This window comes from Microbacterium sp. DMC48, assembly GCF_056313825.1.
Genome location: NZ_JBQUZN010000004.1, coordinates 522295 through 543762 on the forward strand (window position 1 = coordinate 522295; position 21468 = coordinate 543762).

21 protein-coding genes are annotated in these 21468 nt (G+C 68.1%); 14 read left to right on the forward strand and 7 right to left on the reverse strand.

Annotated elements, in window-relative coordinates:
- Nucleotides 1–105: 105 nt before the first annotated feature.
- The 5 genes from ACT53O_RS07790 (at nucleotide 106) to ACT53O_RS07810 (ending at nucleotide 5472) form a co-directional block, all read left to right on the forward strand.
- Nucleotides 106–1782 carry a DUF885 domain-containing protein gene (locus ACT53O_RS07790; RefSeq protein ID WP_061683438.1) on the forward strand — a complete coding sequence of 559 codons (1677 nt, stop codon included), beginning with the start codon at nucleotides 106–108 and terminating at the stop codon, nucleotides 1780–1782.
- Nucleotides 1783–1836: 54 nt separating this feature from the next.
- Nucleotides 1837–2871 (forward strand): LLM class flavin-dependent oxidoreductase, encoded by a 1035-nt coding sequence (locus ACT53O_RS07795; protein ID WP_295778560.1) that lies wholly within the window; start codon nucleotides 1837–1839, stop codon nucleotides 2869–2871.
- Nucleotides 2872–2884: 13 nt separating this feature from the next.
- Nucleotides 2885–4255, forward strand: coding sequence for an MFS transporter (locus ACT53O_RS07800; protein ID WP_112931584.1), 1371 nt, complete (start codon nucleotides 2885–2887; stop codon nucleotides 4253–4255).
- 105 nt (nucleotides 4256–4360) lie between these two features.
- Nucleotides 4361–5122 (forward strand): SGNH/GDSL hydrolase family protein, encoded by a 762-nt coding sequence (locus ACT53O_RS07805; protein ID WP_112931585.1) that lies wholly within the window; start codon nucleotides 4361–4363, stop codon nucleotides 5120–5122.
- Between the two features lie 92 nt (nucleotides 5123–5214).
- Nucleotides 5215–5472, forward strand: a complete 258-nt coding sequence (locus ACT53O_RS07810; protein ID WP_036317737.1) for a DUF6458 family protein — start codon at nucleotides 5215–5217, stop codon at nucleotides 5470–5472.
- A 27-nt stretch (nucleotides 5473–5499) separates the two neighbouring features.
- Here ACT53O_RS07810 and ACT53O_RS07815 read toward each other — a convergent pair whose 3' ends face one another.
- Both ACT53O_RS07815 and ACT53O_RS07820 read right to left on the reverse strand, forming a co-directional pair.
- Nucleotides 5500–6753, reverse strand: a complete 1254-nt coding sequence (locus tag ACT53O_RS07815) for an MFS transporter (protein ID WP_476151971.1) — start codon at nucleotides 6751–6753, stop codon at nucleotides 5500–5502.
- A gap of 93 nt (nucleotides 6754–6846) precedes the next feature.
- Nucleotides 6847–7329: a DUF2087 domain-containing protein gene (locus ACT53O_RS07820; protein WP_239498596.1), complete on the reverse strand. Its 483-nt coding sequence runs from the start codon at nucleotides 7327–7329 to the stop codon at nucleotides 6847–6849.
- A 236-nt stretch (nucleotides 7330–7565) separates the two neighbouring features.
- Between ACT53O_RS07820 and ACT53O_RS07825 the strand changes: the two genes are divergently transcribed.
- The 5 genes from ACT53O_RS07825 (at nucleotide 7566) to ACT53O_RS07845 (ending at nucleotide 10908) form a co-directional block, all read left to right on the forward strand.
- The gene (locus ACT53O_RS07825; RefSeq protein WP_112931587.1) at nucleotides 7566–8060 is read left to right on the forward strand and encodes a hypothetical protein; all 495 of its coding nucleotides are present in this window, start codon (nucleotides 7566–7568) and stop codon (nucleotides 8058–8060) included.
- Nucleotides 8061–8180: 120 nt separating this feature from the next.
- The gene (locus tag ACT53O_RS07830; RefSeq protein ID WP_476151698.1) at nucleotides 8181–9011 is read left to right on the forward strand and encodes a hypothetical protein; all 831 of its coding nucleotides are present in this window, start codon (nucleotides 8181–8183) and stop codon (nucleotides 9009–9011) included.
- A gap of 43 nt (nucleotides 9012–9054) precedes the next feature.
- The gene (locus tag ACT53O_RS07835; RefSeq protein WP_476151700.1) at nucleotides 9055–9399 is read left to right on the forward strand and encodes an ArsR/SmtB family transcription factor; all 345 of its coding nucleotides are present in this window, start codon (nucleotides 9055–9057) and stop codon (nucleotides 9397–9399) included.
- A complete protein-coding gene (locus tag ACT53O_RS07840) occupies nucleotides 9390–10088 on the forward strand; it encodes a cation diffusion facilitator family transporter (RefSeq protein WP_476151973.1) in 699 nt (232 codons plus the stop codon). The genes ACT53O_RS07835 and ACT53O_RS07840 overlap by 10 nt, the downstream gene beginning before the upstream one ends.
- A 268-nt stretch (nucleotides 10089–10356) precedes the next feature.
- Nucleotides 10357–10908: an HdeD family acid-resistance protein gene (locus ACT53O_RS07845; RefSeq protein WP_347417082.1), complete on the forward strand. Its 552-nt coding sequence runs from the start codon at nucleotides 10357–10359 to the stop codon at nucleotides 10906–10908.
- 65 nt (nucleotides 10909–10973) lie between these two features.
- On the opposite strand, the gene ACT53O_RS07850 is transcribed toward ACT53O_RS07845, so the two are convergent.
- Both ACT53O_RS07850 and ACT53O_RS07855 read right to left on the reverse strand, forming a co-directional pair.
- Complete coding sequence (locus ACT53O_RS07850; RefSeq protein WP_476151702.1) at nucleotides 10974–12956, reverse strand: S9 family peptidase; 1983 nt, start codon at nucleotides 12954–12956, stop codon at nucleotides 10974–10976.
- Between the two features lie 2 nt (nucleotides 12957–12958).
- On the reverse strand, nucleotides 12959–13723 hold the full coding sequence (locus ACT53O_RS07855; protein WP_039416052.1) for an SDR family oxidoreductase: 765 nt from the start codon (nucleotides 13721–13723) through the stop codon (nucleotides 12959–12961).
- A 151-nt stretch (nucleotides 13724–13874) separates the two neighbouring features.
- Here ACT53O_RS07855 and ACT53O_RS07860 point away from each other — a divergent pair, with 151 nt between their 5' ends.
- The 4 genes from ACT53O_RS07860 to ACT53O_RS07875 all read left to right on the forward strand — a co-directional run bounded on the left by ACT53O_RS07860 (nucleotide 13875) and on the right by ACT53O_RS07875 (nucleotide 16595).
- On the forward strand, nucleotides 13875–14390 hold the full coding sequence (locus tag ACT53O_RS07860) for an NfeD family protein (protein WP_036316504.1): 516 nt from the start codon (nucleotides 13875–13877) through the stop codon (nucleotides 14388–14390).
- A complete protein-coding gene (locus tag ACT53O_RS07865) occupies nucleotides 14390–15349 on the forward strand; it encodes an SPFH domain-containing protein (protein WP_112931589.1) in 960 nt (319 codons plus the stop codon). The genes ACT53O_RS07860 and ACT53O_RS07865 overlap by 1 nt, the downstream gene beginning before the upstream one ends.
- Nucleotides 15346–16119 carry a glycerophosphodiester phosphodiesterase family protein gene (locus tag ACT53O_RS07870; RefSeq protein ID WP_476151705.1) on the forward strand — a complete coding sequence of 258 codons (774 nt, stop codon included), beginning with the start codon at nucleotides 15346–15348 and terminating at the stop codon, nucleotides 16117–16119. The genes ACT53O_RS07865 and ACT53O_RS07870 overlap by 4 nt, the downstream gene beginning before the upstream one ends.
- Nucleotides 16120–16220: 101 nt before the next feature.
- Nucleotides 16221–16595 (forward strand): RNA polymerase-binding protein RbpA, encoded by a 375-nt coding sequence (locus tag ACT53O_RS07875; protein WP_036316509.1) that lies wholly within the window; start codon nucleotides 16221–16223, stop codon nucleotides 16593–16595.
- A gap of 3 nt (nucleotides 16596–16598) precedes the next feature.
- On the opposite strand, the gene lnt is transcribed toward ACT53O_RS07875, so the two are convergent.
- From lnt to tatC, 3 genes are read right to left on the reverse strand one after another with little or no spacing between them, the layout of a single operon-like run.
- Nucleotides 16599–18200 carry an apolipoprotein N-acyltransferase gene (lnt, locus tag ACT53O_RS07880; protein WP_476151708.1) on the reverse strand — a complete coding sequence of 534 codons (1602 nt, stop codon included), beginning with the start codon at nucleotides 18198–18200 and terminating at the stop codon, nucleotides 16599–16601.
- Between the two features lie 23 nt (nucleotides 18201–18223).
- Nucleotides 18224–20704 carry a DEAD/DEAH box helicase gene (locus ACT53O_RS07885; RefSeq protein WP_112931592.1) on the reverse strand — a complete coding sequence of 827 codons (2481 nt, stop codon included), beginning with the start codon at nucleotides 20702–20704 and terminating at the stop codon, nucleotides 18224–18226.
- Complete coding sequence (gene tatC, locus ACT53O_RS07890) at nucleotides 20701–21453, reverse strand: twin-arginine translocase subunit TatC (protein WP_036320888.1); 753 nt, start codon at nucleotides 21451–21453, stop codon at nucleotides 20701–20703. Before tatC ends, ACT53O_RS07885 begins: the two co-directional genes overlap by 4 nt.
- Between the last annotated feature and the right edge of the window lie 15 nt (nucleotides 21454–21468).

Below are 21468 nucleotides of genomic sequence, written 5' to 3' on the forward strand. Positions count from 1 at the left end.
GCCCGAGGAGGATCGCAGGCCGCGGGGGAGCACGGCTGAGATCGCGTGCCGTCCGCCCCGGCATCCGAGCCCACGCCAGTGCCGCGTCGGGATTAGGCTCGAAGAATGACTGACTCCCCACGTACCCCCACGCCTATCGACGCGATCGCCGAGGCATGGGTCGACACCTCTGCCGAGCTTTCTCCGGGACTGGCCACCTACATCGGGCGCTTCGAGCACAACGGCCGTCTCGATGACCTCTCACCCGCGGGCACAGCGGCGCGCATCGACGCCACGCGTGCCACGCTGTCGGCCTTGCAGGCGGCCGAGCCGGTCGACGACGTGGACGTGGTCACCAAGGCCGACCTCGCCGGCGACCTCGAGCTCTCGCTCGCGCTGCACGAGGCCGGTGCGCACCTGCGCGACCTCAACGTGATCGCCTCGCCTGCGCAGGAGCTGCGCAACGTGTTCGACCTGATGCCCACCGACACGGTCGAGGACTGGTCGGTGATCGCTGCGCGACTGTCGGCCATCCCCGACGCGATCGGCGGGTACATCGAAACACTGCGCGAGGGCATCGCGACGGGCGTCGTTCCCGCCCGCCGTCAGGTCACGGAGGTCGTGGGGCAGATCGCCCGCTATACCGCCGACAACGGCTTCTTCGCGACGTTCGCGGCTGACGCGGCCCCGGCGGAGGGACAGCTCCCCGCCTCTCTCGCGAAGACCCTCTCCGGCCACGCGGGCGCCGCCCGCGTCGCGTACGACGAACTCGCGAACTTCCTGCGCACCGAGCTGGCGCCCGCGGCATCCGAGAACGATGCGGTCGGACGCGAGCTGTACGCGCTGCACTCGCGCGGCTTCCTCGGGGCCGTGATCGACCTCGACGAGACCTACGAGTGGGGTCTCGAGGAGCTCGCCCGCATGGTGGCGGAGCAGGAGTCGATCGCCAACGAGATTCTGCCGGGCGCGACCGTCGAAGAGGCCGTGGCGTTCCTCGAGAACGACGAGGCGCGCAAGCTGCGCGGCACGCGGGCCCTTCAGGAGTGGATGCAGGCCACGAGCGATCGTGCCGTCGAGGAGCTCGGCAAGACGCACTTCGACATCCCGGAGGAGATCCGTCGGCTCGAGTGCATGATCGCGCCGACCAACGAAGGCGGCATCTACTACACCGGACCGACCGACGACTTCTCGCGTCCCGGCCGGATGTGGTGGTCGGTGCCCGAGGGCGTCGACTCGTTCGACACGTGGCGCGAGCTCACCACGGTCTACCACGAGGGCGTTCCCGGCCACCACCTGCAGATCGCCCAGGCGGTCTACAACCGCGCGGAACTCAACTCGTGGCGGCGTCTGCTTGCCGGCTCCAGCGGACACGCGGAGGGCTGGGCCCTTTACGCCGAGCGCTTGATGGAGCAGCTCGGCTACCTCGACGACCCGGCCGACCGGCTCGGCATGCTGGACGGCCAGCGGATGCGGGCCGCCCGCGTCGTGCTCGACATCGGCGTGCACCTGGGCAAGCCTCGTCCCGACGGCGAGGGCATCTGGGACGCCGACTTCGCCCTTGAGTTCATGCGTCGAAACGTCAACATGTCGGACGAGTTCATCCAGTTCGAGGTCAACCGCTACCTCGGCTGGCCGGGGCAGGCACCGTCCTACAAGGTCGGCCAGCGCATCTGGGAACAGATCCGCGAAGAGACCGCCGATCGCGAGGGCGCCGACTTCGACATCAAGCGCTTCCACATGCGCGCGCTGCGTCTCGGTGGGGTCGGTCTCGACACGCTGCGCATGGCCCTCGCACAGGGCTGAGCACGACCACACCGCGCACGGAATGATCACGGCACAGGGAGGGTTCTCATTCGTATGAATGTAGAACTGGGACTGGACACCTTCGGCGACGTCACCGTGGGCGAGGACGGCGAGCGCCTGAGCGACGCTCAGACGATCCGCGACATCGTGGATCAGGCGGTGCTCGCCGACCAGGTGGGGCTCTCCTTCTTCGGGGTAGGGGAGCACCACCGCCACGAATTCGCGGTGTCCAGTCCGGAACTGGTGCTGGCTGCGGCGGCGGCCCGTACCGAGAAGATTCATCTCGGTACGGCCGTCACCGTGCTCTCCAGCGACGACCCGGTGCGTGTCTACGAGCGCTTCGCGACGCTGGACGCGCTGTCGTCGGGGCGTGCCGAGGTGATCCTCGGTCGGGGTTCCTTCATCGAGTCCTTCCCGCTGTTCGGCTACGACCTCGGCGACTACGAGGTGCTCTTCGAGGAGAAGCTCGACCTCTTCTCGCAGCTGCTCACCGAGAAGCCCGTGACCTGGCAGGGCACGACGCGGGCAGCACTGAACAACGCCGACGTCTTTCCGAAGACGGAGAACGGCATTCGCGCGTGGGTAGGAGTCGGTGGCTCGCCCGAGTCGGTCGTGCGCACGGCCCGCTACGGCTACGGACTCATGCTGGCCATCATCGGCGGCTCGGCCGATCGCTTCCGTCCCTACGTCGATCTCTACCACCGCTCACTCGCGTCGTTCGGGCACAGCGAGGCGATGCCCGTCGGCGTGCACTCACCCGGCCACATCGCGGACAGCGACGCTCAGGCGTGGGATGAGCTGTACCCGGCGATGGAGGCCAACCGCAACGCGATCGGCGCCGAGCGCGGGTGGCCGCCGTACAGCCGGCTGCAGTTCCAACATGACATCGGCCCGGAGGGCGCCGTCTACGCGGGATCGCCCGAGACCGTCGCACGCAAGATCGCCGCCACCATGAAGACCCTCGGGGCGACGCGCTTCGACCTCAAGTACGCCAACGGCACCCTCTCGCACGCGAAGCTCATGCGCTCGATCGAGCTGTACGGTACGAAGGTCGCCCCCCTCGTGTCGGAGATGCTCTCGGCATCCTGAGTAGCATTCAGCCATGACGGATGCCGCTGCCTTTCCCTCTGCGCCGACGCCGACAGGTATCGACGTGGGGGAGCGGCTGGACGCTCTCCCGTTCACCCGCCGGCACCTGCGGGTCTTGACCGGTTCGGGTCTCGGCTGGGCGCTGGACGCGATGGACGTCGGCCTCGTCTCCTTCGTGCTGACCGCGTTGATCGCACAGTGGTCGTTGACCGGCGAGCAGGCGTCGTGGATCGCGTCGGCCGGTTTCGTCGGCATGGCGGTGGGCGCGAGCCTGGGCGGTCTGCTGGCGGATCGTTTCGGCCGCCGCTCCGTGTTCGCCGTCACACTGCTCGTCTACGGTCTGGCAACCGGCGCAAGCGCTCTGGCCGGAGGACTCGCGGCTCTCATCGCCCTCCGCGTCATCGTCGGGCTCGGTCTGGGAGCCGAGCTGCCGGTGGCGAGCACGTACGTCAGCGAGGTCGCGCCGGCGCGCATGAGGGGCCGGCTCATCGTCATCCTCGAGGCGTTCTGGGCCCTGGGATGGACGGCGGCGGCGCTGATCGGCTTCTTCGTGATCCCGGCCTCCGCCGACGGATGGCGCTGGGCCTTCGCGCTGGGGGCGATCCCCGCGATCTACGCGCTCATCGTCCGCTGGTCGCTGCCGGAGTCGCCGCGATGGCTCGCGCGACGCGGACGCCACCGCGAGGCGGACGCGGTCACCCGCACGTTCGAGTCGTCGCCGGCGCTGCAGGGAACGCCTCGTCGCCATGCCCCGGTGGGCACCGCGGCCGGCGCACAGCTGGCGGACCGCGGCCTGCGCGCACTGTGGTCGGGCGAGTTCCGCGTGCGCACGGGGGCGCTGTGGATCGTCTGGTTCTGCGTCAACTTCTCGTATTACGGCGCGTTCATCTGGATGCCGACGATCCTCTTCGCGCAGGGGTACGGGCTGGTGAAATCGTTCGGCTTCACCCTGATCATCACGCTCGCACAGTTGCCGGGCTACGCCGTGGCGGCCTGGCTCATCGAGGCATGGGGGCGGCGCGTGACGTTGTCCGTCTTTCTGGCGGGATCCGCGGTCGCCGCGCTGTTCTTCGGCACCGCATCGACGGAAGGCGTGATCATCGCGGCCGGGATGGCGCTGTCGTTCTTCAACCTCGGTGCCTGGGGCGCACTGTACGCCGTCACGCCGGAGAACTACCCCACGTCGCTGCGTGCGACCGGGGCGGGTTGGGCCGCGGGTGTCGGGCGCATCGCGTCCATCGTCGCGCCGTTGAGCGTGCCACCGCTGCTCGCCACCGGCGGCGCGGCGCTGCTGTTCATCGTGTTCGCCGCCTTCTTCGTGCTGGCGGCAGCGGCGGCGTGGGCCCTCTCCGACCACCGCGGCGCGGCTCTCGACGACCGCTGAGGTCGCGGCATCCGCGGCATCCGCCCGCATCTGCCGCTTTCGCTGCGCCGCAGCGACCGAAGGGGACCGGTGAGCCCGCGGCAGAGCGCGGCGTAGGCTGATCGGATGGCAGAGGTGCGGTTCGTGGCGATCGGGGACTCGTTCACGGAGGGCGTCGGCGACGAGCGGCCCGACGGCAGCGTACGCGGGTGGGCCGATCTGACCGCGCAGGGTTGGGCGGACTCCCGGGGCGAATCCATCCAGTACGCGAACCTTGCGATCCGCGGCAAGCTCATCTGGCCGATCGTCGCGCAGCAGCTCGAACCGGCTCTCGCACTCACACCCACCCACCTGTCCTTCAACGGGGGCGGCAACGACATGCTGCGGCCGCGCACCTCGATCGGCCACATCGCCGACGCGTTCAGCCAGGTACTCCGGCGGTGCGACGAGGAGGGCGTCACACTCATCCTGCTGTCGGGCGCGAATCCGTCGGCGCAGTTGCCGATGAGCCGCCTCATCCAACGACGCGGCGATCTCATGTCGGATGCCGTGGTGCAGCGCATTGCCGAACGTCCCGACGTCGTCCGCGCGCTGAACTGGCCGGATGCCGAGTTGTCGAACCCGTCGTTCTGGTCTCAGGACCGCCTGCACATGAACAGCCGCGGTCACCATCGGGTCGCCGCCCGCGTTCTGGCGTCGCTAGGAGAGCGGGTGCCGGAAGGCTGGTGGTCGATGCCCGAGATCACCGACGTCGCGCGTCTCGCGCAACGCGAGTACATGCGCGAACACCTCGGTCCGTGGGTGCGTCGGCGTCTCACCGGCACCTCGTCGGGCGACGGTCGACAGCCGAAGTTCGGCGGGACGTGGATGCAGGTCGACCCGAGCTAGCCGTCCGCCCTCGCCTCTGTCAAGGGCATAGGCGAGCGTCGTGGGTTCCGCCACCATGAGGACGTCCCATCCCCGAACAAGGAGACGCACTCATGAGCATCGGAGCCGGAATCGCACTGTTCGTCATCGGAGCGATCCTCGTGTTCGCCGTCAACGTCGACGTCCCCTACGTGAACCTCGACATGATCGGGTACATCCTGATGGGCGCGGGCGTGCTCGTGTTCCTCATCGGCCTGATCTTGATGCTGCGACGTCGCTCCACGCAGCAGGTCACGCGGACCGTCGAGCCCGGTGTGGGCGAGCGGATCACCCAGACCGAGTCGCGCACTTCCGGCGACGGAACGGTCTGATTCCCGCGCGCCGGCCGCGCACGCCGATCACTCGGCGCGCGGTCGGCGCGGCGGGTCCATCCCCAGCAGGACCCGCGTCCTGCGCCGCTCGATCACGATGAATGTCCAGCCGAGCGCCCAGAGCGGAACCTGTGCGAGGAACGCCAACCGGAACGCATCGAGTCGGTAGGTCTCCGGCGTGCCGGCGCCCTGTAGGTCGAGGGCGATCCCGATCGCGAAGATCGCCACGAGCGCGGCGAGGAAGCCGCCGACATTCGTGATTCCCGTCGCGGTGCTCAGGCGGTGGGCGGGGTTGTGGGTGCGCGCATGGTCGAAAGCGATCATCGAGGCGGGTCCGCCCATCGCCAGCGCCACGGCAAGTCCATAGAGCAGCCACAGCGGGGCGGGCCCCGGCCACGCGATCACCACCGTCCACGCGACGAACTGGGTGCCCACCGCCGGGAGCACGAGTGCGCGCGAACGCAGATGGGGAATGCGCCGTGAGATGTCACCCATGATCGGACCGAGGGCCATGCCCACCACGACGTAGGTCGACAAGACGCCCGCGGCCTGCGCGAGCGTGAGTCCCTCGCCTGCGGTGAGGAACGGCGTTCCCCACAGCAGCACGAATGCCGTCCCGGCGAACGGCGTGGTGAAGTGCGACCAGAAGGCGAGGCGGGTGCCCGGGTGTGCCCACGCGGCGCGGATGCCGACGCCGGTGTCCATCGAAGAGCGCACAACACGGATCGCCCCGGTGTTCGTATCGACCGAGACGTCCGCTCTCATCGCCGGCGGACGGTTGCGGATGACGGCCCACACCAGGATGCCGAAGAGCACGCAGAGCCCGGCGATGCCGCCGAAGACGATCTCCCAGCTGGTCGCGTGGAGCATCGCGGCGAGCGGCGCAAGCGCGAGGAGCTGCCCGGCTTGGCCGACGAGCCCCGTGAGCTGGCTCATCAATGGTCCGCGCTGGGCAGGAAACCAGACGGCGACAAGGCGCAGAACTCCTGGGAAGATCGCCGCATCGCCGGCGCCGAGCAGCATGCGGGCGAAGATCGCGACGCCGACGCTGGGGGAGAACGCGAGCGTCAGCTGTCCGGCCGCCATCAGGAACATGCCGATGGTCATGATCGGACGGGCACCGTAGCGATCCAGCAGGAGGCCGATCGGAATCTGCATGCCGCCGTAGACCGCGAGCTGGACGACCGCGAACATCGACAGCGTCGCGGCATCCGCTCCGAAGCGCTGGGCGGTATCGACTCCCACGGCCGAGAGCGAGCTGCGATTGATCACCGCGAGCATGTAGGCCGCGACACCGACTCCCCAGATGATCCATGCCCGGTAGTCCGGTCCGGCTGACGCAGGGGAGGGGCGGGCCGTAGTCACCCCTCCACGCTACTCGTGCGTTCGCACGTATTCGGACCCGGATGCCGTGCGGCGAAGGAGCCCGTGATCGACCAGGTAACGCCGAAGCACGGCGACGTCGCCGTTCGGCGCGTACGCATCGAGCCGCTCGTTGACATCACGCTCGTTCATGACGGAATCGGGGGAGAAGGCGCGTTCGGATACGAACCGCAGCAGCGCGACGCGCTCAGCGGCCTGTGCGGGGTAACGATCGATCCGGCCGTCACGATCGAGGAAGCGCTCAGGACCGCGCGGGCGCGGCGGCGCGGCCAGCAGGGCGGTCAGCGGCGCCGCGTCGAAGCGGATCCGGTCGCCGTCCACGGAGACGACACCCAGCGCCTGCAATCGCTGTAGAGCGCGCGCACGCCGCCGCGCGGTGAGGGGAGCGGATGCCGTCTCGCCCAGAACCGCGCGCACATCGTCGTCGCGCAGTGCGGCGATGATCGCACGCCAGGCATCGGGGGAGTCGGTCACGCTTTCAGGGTAGCCGCGCGGAAGTCCCACGAGGTTGCGGTTTCTGAGTGCGGCGCAGCTGGGCGAGCAGTCCCGAGATCATCAGCCCAACGAGCTGGTTGACCGCGAAAAACAGTCCGATCAGGGTGATGGCGCCACAGATCCCCGCGAGGAGAATCAGGGGAGGGAGGAGGACACCAGCCAGCCATGACCCATTGTCCATGACGTCAGAATAGACCTTGTCCTATGCTCCGTACATGACCTCTGAGGCGAACTGGGAGTCCCCCCTCTTCCCGAAGAGATACCGAGGGCGTGTCGGAGTCTTCGCTCTCACGGTGATCCACTTCTTCGCCGGCGGCGCGGTGCTCTTCGTGGCGGCGCTCGCGCTCATCTTTGGCTCCGCGATGTCGTACGACGGGATACTGAGCTTGATCGGGTGGCCTATTCTGGCGCTCATCGTTGCGGTGGTATCAATCATCGCAGCCATGGTGCTCGGACTCCCGATCCGCCTCATACCGAGCCTCCGGTCGTGGTGGCGATCGCACGGCACAGTGACGCTCATCGGCGCGGTGCTCGGGTTTATGACGTGCGTCGTCGTGCTCGCCACAGCGCCGATCGTCCTCGTCCACGACGAGAGCGGCGACTACCTCGCGCGCAACCCCGATGAGTGGGCACTGCTCGCAGCGTGGTCCATCTTCTCGATCTCGGTCGCGCACTTCGTGTGGCCCACCCGCGGCGCACGCATTGCATGATCCTCATTTCTGACATAATGTGCATTATCGGCAAATGAACTGCCCAAGTCGCATTAGATGCAATCACTGAGTATCTGAACGTGCCAGTGAGGAAGTCCCGGTCGGGATCACCTGCGAAAGATGCATCAGAAGACCAACATCTCACGCCGAATGTTCCTGCGCAGCAAGCAGAGCATCACCGTCGGAGTCGAGTTCCTCAACTGGCTCGCCGAGCGGGAAGTCGACCTCCAGGATCTGTCGCAGAGCGACCTCGACGACTGGGTCGCCGGCGGAAACACCACGCGCCTCGTCGCACACCGATTCCTCAACTGGGCCCGCCGCAGCCGGCTCGTCAACACCGACCTCAAGATGGCCCGACACCGCCGCGGGACAGCGTCCAGGATGAGCCTCGCAGAGCAGCGTCAGGCCAACGCCGACCTCTCTGACGCCGAGGCGATGGATCTCCGGGACCGCGCCGCGGGCGTCCTCGTCCTCGTATTCGGCCAGCGCGTCGAGGACATCGTTCGACTTACCTGGTCGGACGTCACCATTACCCCGGCGAGCGTCACCATCAGGCTCGCCGGAATGTCGCTGCCAATCCCGAGCCCGTTCGACGACCTTTGGCGACAGCTCCGTCAGACACCACGACATCAGCAGACCGCGGCACACCCGAACAGCACCTGGATCTTCCCCGGCCAGAAGCCGGGACAACCCGTCAACCCAGACCATCTCGCCAACCGACTACGACAGCATCTTCAAGTCCGCGCCGCGCGACTCGGCGCGCTCAACGAACTCACCAAGCTCGCCCCGGTCACTATCGCCGCGGAAGCGCTCGGCTACGCGCCGCCTACCCTCGAACGACACACTGTCGGCTCCGGCGCCACCTACGCCCGATACATCGCCAACGTGAAGGCGATGGGGCAACCACCCCTCCCCCGCCAAGCCGCAGCAAGTTCACCCAACGGTAGTTAGTACACGGTTCCGTTTATTCAGCAAACGCTGTATTGTCGACCGCATGTCGACCCTCACGGCAACCGCGACGGCCACCCACACCGCAGCCTTGGCACGCCTCGGGCACGCACTCTCCGACAGCACGCGCACGGGTGTTTTGCTCGCTCTCCGCGAGGCGCCCGCCTACCCCTCTGATCTGGCCGACGCTCTCGGCGTCTCACGCCAGGTGATGTCAAACCAGCTCGCATGCCTTCGCGGTTGCGGGCTCGTGGAGGTAGTGCCCGATGGGCGCCGCACCTGGTATCGGCTCGCCGACCCGCACCTCGCCCCCGCCCTCGACGAGCTGCTGCGCGTCGTCCTCTACGTCGAGCCCGGCTGCTGCGCCGGAGAGAGCTGCAGCTGCGCGTGACAACGGCGGCTCCCCGACTGGCAGATGACCGGCGCCACATCCTCCAGCGACGCATTCGCTGGATCGTCACCGCGACCATCGGCTACAACCTGGTCGAGGCGATAGTCGCGATAACCGCGGGCAGCGTCGCCTCTTCCGCCGCGCTCATCGGGTTCAGCCTCGACTCCACCATCGAGGTCCTCTCCGCCGCCGCGGTCGCCTGGCAGTTCACCCGACGCGACCCCGAACGCTGGGAGAAGGGCACCCTGCGAGTCATCGCAGTCGCCTTCTTCGCCCTCGCCGCCTATGTCACAGCGACGTCCGTGCTCGCACTCGTGGGTCAGGTCAACGTCGAGCACTCCACCCTGGGCATCGTCATCACCGCGCTCAGCGTCATCATCATGCCGTTCCTCTCCCTCGCCGAACGCCGGGCCGGCCGCGAACTCGGATCGGCCACCGCGGTCGCCGACTCGAAGCAGACCCTCATCTGCACCTACCTGTCCGCCGCAGTGCTCATCGGACTCGTCCTCAACAGCCTGTTCGGATGGTGGTGGGCAGACGCAATCGCCGGCCTGGTCATCGCGGCCTTCGCCATCCGCGAAGGCCTCGAAGCGTGGAGGGGCGACGCCTGCGCGACCTCGGTCGGAATGCTCCTCGAGGACGAAGACGACGATGAGCACCAGCACTCAACGATCCCCGAGGCAGGCTGACCAAGCGACGGAAAGGCTCCCTCTCTCGGGCTCATCCGGCGCCCCACTCAGTACTGGGCGACACGAGCGTCTGCCAGTCGCCTCTACGGGCGCGACGCCGGTCGAGCAGCATCACTGCTCATCCGGCGCGAACGGGCGGATTCCGCACCGCCGAGCGACAGACTGGGCCCGATGACGCGTGCGGCGCGTCTTGGATCGCACGACCGAGCTGTCAGCGCTAACCTGAGAGCATCTCCACTCACAGGAGATTTTCAGAAAGGGCTTCGCCATGACTGCTGAACCTACCCTCGAGAAGACGGCGACCAACGGCATCCGGACCGCTCTCGGTCTGGGCGGTGCGCTGTCCGTCATCCTCGGCATCGTCATTCTCGTCTGGCCAGGGAAGACCGCGATGGTCGTGACCGCGATCATCGCGATCTACGCCATCGTCACCGGACTCGTGTACGCGGGAATGGGAATCTTCGCAACCGGAAAGGGCGGGTGGTCGCGCGTCGGTCACGTGCTCCTCGGCGTGCTCTACGTCGTCGCCGGTATCGTCGCGTTCTCCAACCTCGGCCTGGCCGCACTCTCGCTGGCCGTCTTCCTCGGCATCCTCGTCGGCATCATGTGGGTCATCGAGGGCGTCGTGGCGCTCTCGACGCTCGATCTGGCGCCCTCCCGGGGATGGACGATCTTCTACGCGATCATCTCGATCATCGCCGGTGTCACGCTGCTCTTCTCGCCGCTGTGGGGCGCCGTCGTGCTGTGGTGGCTCATCGGAATCTCCGCGGTCGTCATGGGCATCATCCAGATCGGACGCGCCTTCTCGTTCGGCAAGTGACACGACACGAAGCGCCCCGCTCGCCGTGAGGCAGCGGGGCGCTTCGTCGTGGCGGATGCCGTGACTCAGTCGGCCGGGAGGTGACGCGACCACCAGTCGAGGACCGCGTCGAATCTCTCCACGCGATGGCGAGGGCGTCCCGAGCGCGTCAGTTCGTGGTTCTCCCCCGGGAAGATGAGCATCTCGGCATCCGTCCCCTGTCGCTTCAGCGCTGCGTAGTAACGCGTCGCCTGCTCGAGGGGGCAGCGGAAGTCCAGCTCGGAGTGCAGGACGAGAGTCGGCGTGCGCACGTCGTGCACGACGGCCATCGGGCTTTGCCGTGCCATGTCCTCCGCATCGGTGCCGACGTATTCGTCTCCGAAGAACGATCCGATATCGCTGGTGCCCTGGAAACTGACCGGGTCGAGGAAGCCGCGCTCGACGATGGCACCGGCGAACCGGTGGTCGTGTGCGATGGTCCACGCGGTGAGATAGCCGCCGTACGACCCGCCCTGGATGCCGACGCGCGCGCCGTCCAGACGAGCATCGCCGGCGACGACACCGTCGAGGAAATCGAGGACGTCCGTCATGTCGACGGTGCCCATGGCGCCGCGAATGCTCCGACCGTGCGCCCGACCGTATCCGGCGCTTCCCCGCGGGTTGCAGTAGACGACGGCGTAGCCGGCATCGACGAGAACCTGCGTCTCATCGAACAGATGTATGCCGTACGACGCATACGGCCCGCCGTGGATCTGCAAGATCACCGGGAAGGGGCCCTCCCCCGCAGGGACGGCGACCCAGCCGTGCACGGGATAACCGTCACGGGCGACGATCTCCCGTTCCTCAGGCCGCACGATGGCCCGGGCCGCGGCGGCCGCACCGAAGGTCGTCAGCGCGCCGGACCCGAGCAGTGACACCTCGCCGAGACTGGACGGCGTCGCGTGGGAGAAGACGATGCGCTCCCCCGCCGCCGCGTGACCGACGACCTCGACATCGCCGTCGACGAGCACCGAGACATCCCCGGCACGCGTCACGCGCAGGAGCTCGACGCGGCCACGCGTGCGGTTCTGGACGAGGAAATCTCCTCCGAGCGGGGTGATGTGGGAGCCCACCTCGCCGAGGTCGACGGCGTCGGGGTCGGTGAGCGCGCGCGGCGCGGACGCCGACAGCGGTCCCTCGAGGACGTAGAGCGCGACGTCCGGAGCGATGAAATCGATGCCGGACTCCCCCGGTCGTGACGCCAGGACAGCGATCGTGCCGTCGTCGGCAACGCCCACGTCGTCGACGGAGTAGCCCGCATCGCGAGAGAGCACCTCGATCGCGCCCGAGCCGTCGACGGCCACGGCGACCAGCGGCGTCCGCAGATCGCGACGATCGTCCTCGATCTCGTCGACGACCGTCAGCAGATGAGCGCCGTCGGCCGTGAACACGACGCCGTGATGCGAAGCGGCGCCCGAGGTCAGCGCGGTCGCCTGTGCCCCGACTCGCCGTTCCTTGCCCGCCTCGCCCGCAGCCGTCGGCGCGGGCGCATAGAACGGCTCCGCACCGGTGTCGGGGGCATCGATGATGAAGAGATGCGACGGACGGTCGGCGAGGTAGCCAAGACCGTTGGCATGCCAGCGCACACCCGTGATGCGGCGCGGCGATTCCGCCTCTGCCGAGCGGCCCTCGACGGTGCCGTAGCGCCCCTGCTCGGGGACCCGCGCCGTGAACGCGATGCGTCCTGCGTCGGGCGACCACGCGAAGGAGCCCACGCCACCGCGGGCCTCGGTCGTCTGCACCGGCTCGCCACCGGATGCCGGGATCACGAAGATCTGCGGGATTCCGTCGGCATCGGCGCGCACGAAAGCGACGTGCTGCCCGTCGGGCGAGACCTGCGGCGACGAGTCCGACACTCCGCGCGTGAGGCGCCGCGGCGCGCCGTGCGGCAGGTCGATCCGCCAGATCTGACCCACGTTGCGGTCGGCATCGAGGTCGGGACGCGAAGTGGCGAAGACGGTGAAGGATCCGTCCGGGGCGAGGCTGGGGCGCCCGACGCTGACGAGGGAGGCGATATCTGCGGCGCGCATGCTCACTCTCCGCCGAACGAGCTCACGTCTCCGACGAGACGCGTGTTGTCGGCCGGAACCGGCTCGACGGCCGCGAGGGCGACCTCCGCGGCGAACTCCGACACGTTGTACAGCTTGCCGGCCGACTCGCGGCGATCGGCGATGGCGCCCGGGTTGGCGCGCTCGAGAAGCGTGGCGGTGATCGTGCCCTCGATCATGTCACCCGACACGACGACGAAGTCGATGCCCTGTTCGGCGAGGGCGGGGATCCGCTCGCGCAGCGCGTCTTCACCGGCACGCTTGGACAAGGCGACCGGCTCGTACTCGGGCATCGTCGGTGTCGTGCGGATGAAGTGGGCCTGGTGGCTCGTGACGAAGACCACCCGAGAGCCGTCGTGCAGCAGGGGCAGCGCGGCCTCGAGCACTCCCAGCTGGGCGTCGCGGTTGAGGACGAGCGCATAGTCGGCGCCCATTCCGCTCTCCATTCCGCCCGACGCGTTGAGCACGAGCAGATCGAGAGTTCCGAACGTCTCCTTGACGGCTTCCATCATCGCCGCCACCGAACCGGCATCGGTCAGATCGGCGCCGACGACCAGCACCTCGACGCCGAGTTCCCGCAGCTCGGCAGCGAGCTTCTCGGCTCGCGGTGCCTTGTTGCGGAAGTTGATGACGACGTTCGCGCCCCCCTCGGCGAGGTAGCGAGCCGTGTCGGCACCGATGCCGCGCGAAGATCCGGTGACGAGGGCCGTCCGTCCGGCGAGCGAGCCGGCGGGGATGGGCTGGGACATGATTGCTCCTGCAAGAAGACGGATGCCGGGCGGGTGTCGCCGCAGCCCTCTCGACACTATCAACCGGTGCCACACGAACACCCGGCGGGAGGCCACCGCGTCGAGACGGGCGGGTGTTAGGGTTCGAACAAGGCCCACGAAGGGAGCGCACATGCTGCCCGATCTCACGCAGTATCTCTGGATCGCCTGGCTCGTGCTCGCCGTGGCTTTCGTGATCATCGAGCTGCTGACCCTCGAGTTCACCTTTCTCATGCTGGCCGCAGGCTCGGTCATCGGCGGCCTCGGAACGAACCTGCTCGGGGGCCCCTGGTGGCTGCAGGTGCTCCTCGCCGCCGCGGTCTCGGCATTGCTGCTGTTCACGATCCGCCCGCTGCTGCTGAAGGCGTTGCACAGATCGAGCCAGCCGCATCCGACGAACGTCGACGCGCTCTACGGCATGGCCGCGCGCGTCACGACGCCCTTTGTCGACGGGCGCGGATTCGTCCGCCTCGACAACGGAGAACTGTGGACGGCAGAGCTCGCCCCGGCGTCGCCGGCGTTCTCTGCCGGCGACCGAGTGGTGGTCACAGCGATCCGTGGTGCCACGGTCGAGGTGGCGCCACTTCCCTCCTCCCCCGCCGCCGGCTCCTCGGCGGCATCCGACTCTCCCGAAAGGAGTGCCGACTGATGGTCGACGTCGGAGCGTTCGTGGGTCAGATCTTCGTGATCGTCCTGCTCGTCGTGATCGCGATCTTCGTGATCGTGGTTCTCTTCCGATCCATTCGGATCATCCCGCAGGCCTACTCCGGTGTCGTCGAGCGCCTGGGCCGCTACCAACGCACCCTCTCCCCCGGGCTGAACCTCCTGGTGCCGTTCATCGACCGCCTGCGACCCCTCGTCGACATGCGCGAACAGGTCGTGTCCTTCCCGCCGCAGCCGGTCATCACCGAGGACAACCTCGTGGTCTCCATCGACACCGTCGTCTACTTCCAGGTCACCGACGCGCGCGCCGCGACGTACGAGATCGCAAACTACCTGTCGGCCGTCGAACAGCTCACCACGACAACGCTGCGAAACGTCGTCGGCGGGCTCAATCTCGAAGAAGCCCTCACCAGCCGCGACAACATCAACGGTCAACTGCGCGTCGTTCTCGACGAGGCCACCGGAAAGTGGGGGCTGCGGGTTTCGCGCGTCGAGCTGAAGGCGATCGATCCGCCGCACTCGATCCAGGACTCCATGGAGAAGCAGATGCGCGCCGAGCGTGACCGACGCGCCGCGATCCTCACCGCCGAAGGCTCCAAGCAGTCCCAGATCCTCGAGGCCGAGGGCCGCCGGCAGGCGGAGATCCTCAAAGCCGAGGGCGACAAGCAGGCGGCGATCCTTCGCGCCGAGGGTGAGGCCGCCGCCATCGAGAACGTCTTTTCGGCGATCCACGCGGGCCGCCCCGACGACAAGCTGCTCGCCTACCAGTATCTGCAGACGCTGCCCAAGATCAGCGACAGCTCATCCAGCAAGCTGTGGATCATCCCGAGCGAGTTCACGGAGGCGATGAAGGGCCTCGGAAGCGCGTTCGCCGCACGCACGGATGCCGGAGGCGCACCCGCGTCGACCGCGACGACGGGCGCGCCTCCCACCGAGCCCTCGTGAGCCACCCGTGGTTCGCCGCCAGCGCCGCTCCGCGTGTGCTGGCTCATCGCGGCTTCGTCCCGACGGACGCCGAGGGCATCGTGGAGAACACGGTCGCCGCTTTCGCCGCCGCGCACGCGATCGGTGCGAAGTACGTGGAGTCGGACTGCCATCTGACCGCTGACGGCGTCGTGGTCTTCTTCCACGATGACGATCTGCTCCGGGTGACCGGTGATCCGCGAAAGATCGCGGCCGTGCGCCACGACGAGCTCGTGGAGATCATGGCCGACCGTGGGGGGCTCGCGAGCGCTGCCGACACGATCGAGGCGTTTCCGACGCTGCGCTTCAACATCGACGTCAAGTCCCCCGATGCCGCCCTTCCGCTGGGGCGCATCGTCGCCGGTCACGCGGATCGCGTGCTGATCACGAGCTTCACGGATGCGCGTCGGCGGCGCGCACTCGAGGCGGCGCGTCATCTCGGCGGCGAGCCGGCGACGTCCGCCGGCCGTGAGACCGTCGCAAGGCTGCTCGCCGCCGTGTCGACCGGATCGAGCGCTCTGGTCAGACGCGTACTTCGTGGGGTGGATGCCGTGCAGATCCCCGAGCGCCAGGGACCGATGCGCATCGTGACGCCACGCCTGCTGCGCCTCGTTCACGACGCCGACGTCGAGGTGCACGTCTGGACGGTCAACGACCGCCACGACATGGATCGACTGCTGGCTCTCGGCGTCGACGGTCTCGTCACCGATCGCGCCGACCTCGCACTGAACGCCACCGCCTCGCGCCCCTGATCAGGGCTGGGGATCCCCTGTGAAAGGGCGATTTGGCACGGCCGTTCGGATGAGGCACACAGGTCCGCACGTTATACCTGACACGACGAGAGGACCACACAATGGCAGATCGCAGCCTGCGCGGCATCCGACTCGGCGCCTCGAGCCTACAGAGCGAAGAAGGCGTCGTGTTCCATGAGCGCGCCAACCACACCTATGTCTGCACGCAGTGCGGACGCGAGACCGTGATGACCTTCGCGGCCGACGCCGAGCTTCCCGAGGCCTGGGAATGCCGCACCTGCGGCGCCGAGGCCGTGCTCCGCGTGGGCGACTCGGTCGTCGAGGTCGACCACTCCGGCGACAAGGCTCCCCGTACCCACTGGGACATGCTGCTGGAGCGTCGCACCGTTCCCGAGCTGGAGGAGCTGCTCGAAGAGCGCCTCTCCCTGCTGCGCGCCCGTCGCGGCGCCGCGGACGACTCGCGCCTGAGCGCCTGACGCTCACTCCCCCGCTTCGACGCCGGCCCCTTCGGGGGTCGGCGTCTTCGGCGTGCGCGCGCGAGCACGGACGATGAGACCGACCAGCGCGAGCGCCACCACACTGCCCCATCCGAGCAGGGTCTGCACGGCATCGCCGAGGAGGATGCCGGGGGTCAGCCCGGTGCGCAAGGGCACATCGGTGACCATCGCCCCCGGCTCGTCGGCGGGCAGTGCGTCGATCGTGCGGCCATCGGGCCCGATGACTTGACTGGTGCCGACGGTGGACAGGTTGACGACGGCACGACCGCTCTCCACCGCGCGGATGCGGGCGAACGCGAGCTGCTGCAGGTTCTCGTCAGTACCGCGGAAGTCGGCGTTGTTGGTCTGGAACATGTAGACCTGGGCGCCGGCGAGAGCACCCTCGCGGATCACGTCGTCGTAGATCACGTCGAAGCAGATGGCGAGCCCGACCCCCACCCCGTCGACATCGAACATCGGCGTCGTCGTTCCCGGGGTGTATTCGCGCTGGATGAGGCCGATGAGATCCGGCGCGAGCATGTTGTAGAACCAGCGGTCCGGCACGTACTCACCGAAAGGAACAGGGTGGCGCTTGTCGTACAGGGCGGTCAGGTTCTGAGCGCCCGCCTGCCACAGCAGCGAGGAATTGAAGTACTGCTCACCGCGCTGGGTGACCCCACTGACCAGTAAGGGTGCGCCCACACGGGCGGCCAGAGCGTCCAACGCCGTTCGGACCGACGTGTTCGACAGCGGGTCGGCGTCGATCCCGCCCTCCGGCCACAGCAGCAGATCGATGTCGCGGTCTTCGATGGGTCGCGTCGCCGCCAGCTGCGCACGGAACACGTCGTAAGCCGCATGCTGATCGAAGTAGCCGGCGGGCCCGTTGCCCTGCACCGCGCCCACGCGGATGCGGCCGGCATCCGTTGTCGGAAAGGCGGGAAGAAGAAAAAGCACGAGGACGGTGACCGCCGCCGGCAGTACGTGCAGCACTGCGAGCGGTCGACTGCCGGCCCGTCCACGGCGCGCCACCTCGATCGCCGCCGCACAGGCGAAGACAATGAGGAACGACAGACCGCTCATTCCCGTCCACGACGTGACGTGCGCGAGCGGCGAGTCCGCCTGCGTCACGGCGATGCGGGTCCAGGGAAAGCCTCCGTAGGGGAAGGTGCCCTGGAGCTCCTCCCGCGACACCCACAACCCGGCCACGAGAGCAGGCAGCGCGATGAGTCTTCCCGCGGTACCGGGGGCCCAACGAGGCATCCAGCGATACGCCCAGGCGATGGGGATTGCCATGACCGCCGTCAGCACCGACTCCAGCGCCGACAGGGCGATCCACGGCACCGGTCCGAGGTAACGTGCGGTGAAGGAGAAGTTCACGAAGAACAGCCCCGCGCCGAAAAGGAGCCCGACCACGAACGCGCCTCCGGTGCGCCGTCCGACGAGCGTCAGCAGCGCCAGCGGCACAGCGACGAAGACCACCGGCCACCACGACAGAGCGGGAAACGCGAGCGTGAGCACCAACCCCGCGGCGGTCGCCACGACAGCGGCGGCCCACAGCGGAAGTAGCGGTCGCGCCGACGCGGCAGGGCGAAGTCGTTCGGACACAGATCGAGCCTAGGCGAGCAGATTCAGTACGAGCCGTATGCAACGATCCCGCGCCGGACGGCGTCGAGGGCCGCCCGGGCCGTCGTGGCGAGCGGAGCGTCAGCGACCATCGACAGCTGATCGAGCAGGTCGATGGTCTGCTTCGTCCAGCGTACGAAGTCGCCGGCGGCGAGATCCGCCTCCTGCAGCACGCGGTCGAGCGAAGCCCCCCGCGCCCAGGAGTGCATCGCCTGGGCAAGACCGGTGGCGACCGGTGACGACCCGGGCAGACGATGGTCCTGCTCCAGATCGTCCAGACGCGCCCACAGCTCCTGCGTCGCCGTCAATGCCCCGCGGAATGCGCCGCGTGGAAGTCCGTGCTCTCCGGGGCCGCTCTCGTCGCGACGCGGCTCGTAGACGAGGCAGCAGGCAAGAGCGGCAAGACCCGCCGGGTCGAGGTCTTTCCAGATACGGGTGCGCAACGACTCCGCGACGAGGAGATCACGTTCGCCGTAGATCCGCTTCATCGTCGCGCCGGCGGCGGTCAAGGCGGTGGCGCCGTGAGGATCGAGATGCACGTAGTCCAGCGCGGTGAGCACATCGACGACCCGGTCGAAGATGCGGGCGACGGTGCCGGTGCGCATGTCGATCTGCTGACGCAGTTTGTCGGTATGGCGCCGGAGTTTGCCGTACCGCTCGGCCCACCGGGCGTGCTTCTCACGATCGGGACAGCTCTGGCACGGGTGCCGCTTGAGGCTGCGCCGCAGCGACTCGATCCGCTCCTGGCGCTGCTGGCGCACCTTCGGCGGTCCGGACCGGTCGCCCTTGCGTTCGAGATCGCCCAGCTCGCGCCTCATCCGCGCGAACTCGGCGAAATCGCCCCTCTCACATGCCATCGACGCCGCATAGCCGGCGAGGGACTCCTCGGCATCCTTGACCTCGCGCGCCAGCCCCACCACGGCCCGGTCGGCCTGGAACTGGGCGAACGACGACTCGAGGATCTCGCGCGCCCGGGCCCGACCGAACTGGTCGATGAGGTTGACCGCCATGTTGTACGTCGGACGGAAGCTCGAGTTGAGCGGGTAGGTGCGCCGCGAGGCGAGGGCCGCGACGGCCTGGGGATCGAGACTCTCGCTCCACTGGATGACCGCGTGACCTTCGACATCGATGCCGCGGCGTCCCGCACGTCCCGTCAGCTGCGTGTACTCGCCGGAGGTGATGGCGACCCGCGCCTCGCCATTGAACTTCTCCAGCTTCTCGAGGACGACGGTGCGTGCCGGCATGTTGATGCCGAGCGCGAGCGTCTCGGTCGCGAAGACGACTTTGACGAGCTTTCGCTGGAAGAGCTCCTCGACGATCTCCTTGAATGCGGGGAGCAGGCCCGCATGGTGGGCGGCGACACCGCGTTCGAGGTTCTCCCGCCACTCCCAGAAGCCGAGGACGGCAAGATCCTCGTCGGGAAGCGTCAGCGTGCGCTCGTCGACGATGCGACGGATCTCATCGCGCTCGTCGCGGTCGGTCAAACGAACACCGGAGCGTCGGAGCTGCTGCACCGCTGCCTCGCACCCCGCGCGACTGAAGATGAAGAAGATCGCCGGCAGGAGGTTCGCCCGCGCGAGCAGTTCCACCACCTGCGGGCGGTCGATGCGCTCGATGCGCTGCGCGTTGGCGGAGCGCAGGGGGCGCACTCCCCCCTTCGGAGGCCGTGGACCGCCCGATCGATCGCCCTGCATCCGATGACGCTGCGAGCGATAGTCCTGCGCCCGCCGATTGCTCTCGAAGGTGGAGCCGCGCACCGATCGCAGGCGCATGAGCTCCTGATTGACCTGCGCGGTCGCGATTCCGGCCCGGTCGTCGAACAGCGGCAGCAGGTCACCGCGCACCAGAACATGCTGCTCCAGCGGAACAGGGCGGGTCTCGGAGACGATCACCGCGGTGTCACCGCGCACGGTGTCGAGCCAGTCGCCGAACTCCTCTGCGTTCGACACGGTCGCCGACAGCGATACCAGCTTCACGCGCGCGGGCAGATGGATGATGACCTCCTCCCACACCGCCCCGCGGAACCGATCGGCGAGGTAGTGGACTTCGTCCATCACCACGTACCGCAAGCCGCGCAGTGCCGGCGAATCGGCGTAGAGCATGTTGCGAAGAACCTCGGTGGTCATCACGACGACGCGGGCGTTGCCGTTGATGTTGGTGTCCCCCGTGAGCAGGCCCACCTCGTCCTCGCCGTAGACCTGCTGCAGCTCGCGGAACTTCTGGTTCGACAGCGCCTTCATCGGGGTCGTGTAGAACGCCTTCTCATCGGGTTCGCGCATGGCCAGATGCACGGCGAACTCGCCGACGATGGTCTTTCCCGCGCCGGTGGGCGCTGCCACCAGGACGCTGCGTCCGTCCTCCAGGGCATGACAGCCCGCGATCTGGAAGGGGTCGAGGTCGAAGCGCTGCTCGTCGGCGAAGGAGGCCGTGATCGGATGCGCCTGACGGGCCTGCGCCTGCGCGTAGCGGCTGGCGGGATCCGTCACAGGTCGAGCCCGAGCGCCTTCTCGCGTTTGGCGCGTCGGCGATCGAAGATCACCGAGAGCCCGGCGGCGGCGAAATAGAGCACCGTCAGGATGCCGGCCAGCAGCAGCATGCTGACGATGTCGGCGGCGGGCGTGGCGAGGGCTGCGAACAGCGACGCCACGAGAACGGCCACTCGCCAGCCCTTCAGGATCGCCATGCCGCTCATCACCCCCGCAAGGTTCAACGCGACCAGGAACACCGGGAGCACGAAAGAGACGCCGACGACGAGCAGCAGCTTGAAGACGAAGTCGTAGTAGTACTTCGAGTCGTAGATGTTCGACGCGCCCTGCGGAGTGAACGAGGCCATGAGCTCCACGATGTGGGGCATGATCAGCCACCCGACGAACACCCCGGCGGCGAACAGCGGCACGGCGGCGCTCACGAACCCGATGGTGTAGCGGATCTCCTTCCGGGTCAGACCCGGAACGAGAAACGCCCAGATCTGCCATACCCACACCGGTGCGGAGAAGATGACGCCGACCGCCAACGCGATGCGCAACCGCATATCGAACGGACCCGTGATGCTCTGGTACATCAGCGTCACGACGTCGCCGTCGCCGCGCTGGGCGGCGACGACCCGGATCGGCTCGGTCATGGCCCAGATGATGGCGTCGGTGAAGATCCAGGCGATGATCATGCCGACCACGAGCGCGATGATGCCGATGATGAAGCGTCGGCGCAGCTCCGTGAGGTGCTGCGCCAGCGACATCCGTCGATCACGACG

Excerpts from the sequence above, each read along its gene's own strand:
- ACT53O_RS07790 (WP_061683438.1), top strand. The coding sequence starts at position 106 with ATGACTGACTCCCCACGTACCCCCACGCCTATCGACGCGATCGCCGAG.
- ACT53O_RS07795 (WP_295778560.1), top strand. The coding sequence starts at position 1,837 with ATGAATGTAGAACTGGGACTGGACACCTTCGGCGACGTCACCGTGGGC.
- ACT53O_RS07800 (WP_112931584.1), top strand. The coding sequence starts at position 2,885 with ATGACGGATGCCGCTGCCTTTCCCTCTGCGCCGACGCCGACAGGTATC.
- ACT53O_RS07805 (WP_112931585.1), top strand. The coding sequence starts at position 4,361 with ATGGCAGAGGTGCGGTTCGTGGCGATCGGGGACTCGTTCACGGAGGGC.
- ACT53O_RS07810 (WP_036317737.1), top strand. The coding sequence starts at position 5,215 with ATGAGCATCGGAGCCGGAATCGCACTGTTCGTCATCGGAGCGATCCTC.
- ACT53O_RS07815 (WP_476151971.1), bottom strand. The coding sequence starts at position 6,753 with ATGCTCGCGGTGATCAATCGCAGCTCGCTCTCGGCCGTGGGAGTCGAT.
- ACT53O_RS07825 (WP_112931587.1), top strand. The coding sequence starts at position 7,566 with ATGACCTCTGAGGCGAACTGGGAGTCCCCCCTCTTCCCGAAGAGATAC.
- ACT53O_RS07830 (WP_476151698.1), top strand. The coding sequence starts at position 8,181 with ATGCATCAGAAGACCAACATCTCACGCCGAATGTTCCTGCGCAGCAAG.
- ACT53O_RS07835 (WP_476151700.1), top strand. The coding sequence starts at position 9,055 with ATGTCGACCCTCACGGCAACCGCGACGGCCACCCACACCGCAGCCTTG.
- ACT53O_RS07845 (WP_347417082.1), top strand. The coding sequence starts at position 10,357 with ATGACTGCTGAACCTACCCTCGAGAAGACGGCGACCAACGGCATCCGG.
- ACT53O_RS07850 (WP_476151702.1), bottom strand. The coding sequence starts at position 12,956 with ATGCGCGCCGCAGATATCGCCTCCCTCGTCAGCGTCGGGCGCCCCAGC.
- ACT53O_RS07855 (WP_039416052.1), bottom strand. The coding sequence starts at position 13,723 with ATGTCCCAGCCCATCCCCGCCGGCTCGCTCGCCGGACGGACGGCCCTC.
- ACT53O_RS07860 (WP_036316504.1), top strand. The coding sequence starts at position 13,875 with ATGCTGCCCGATCTCACGCAGTATCTCTGGATCGCCTGGCTCGTGCTC.
- ACT53O_RS07865 (WP_112931589.1), top strand. The coding sequence starts at position 14,390 with ATGGTCGACGTCGGAGCGTTCGTGGGTCAGATCTTCGTGATCGTCCTG.
- ACT53O_RS07875 (WP_036316509.1), top strand. The coding sequence starts at position 16,221 with ATGGCAGATCGCAGCCTGCGCGGCATCCGACTCGGCGCCTCGAGCCTA.
- tatC (WP_036320888.1), bottom strand. The coding sequence starts at position 21,453 with ATGTCGCTGGCGCAGCACCTCACGGAGCTGCGCCGACGCTTCATCATC.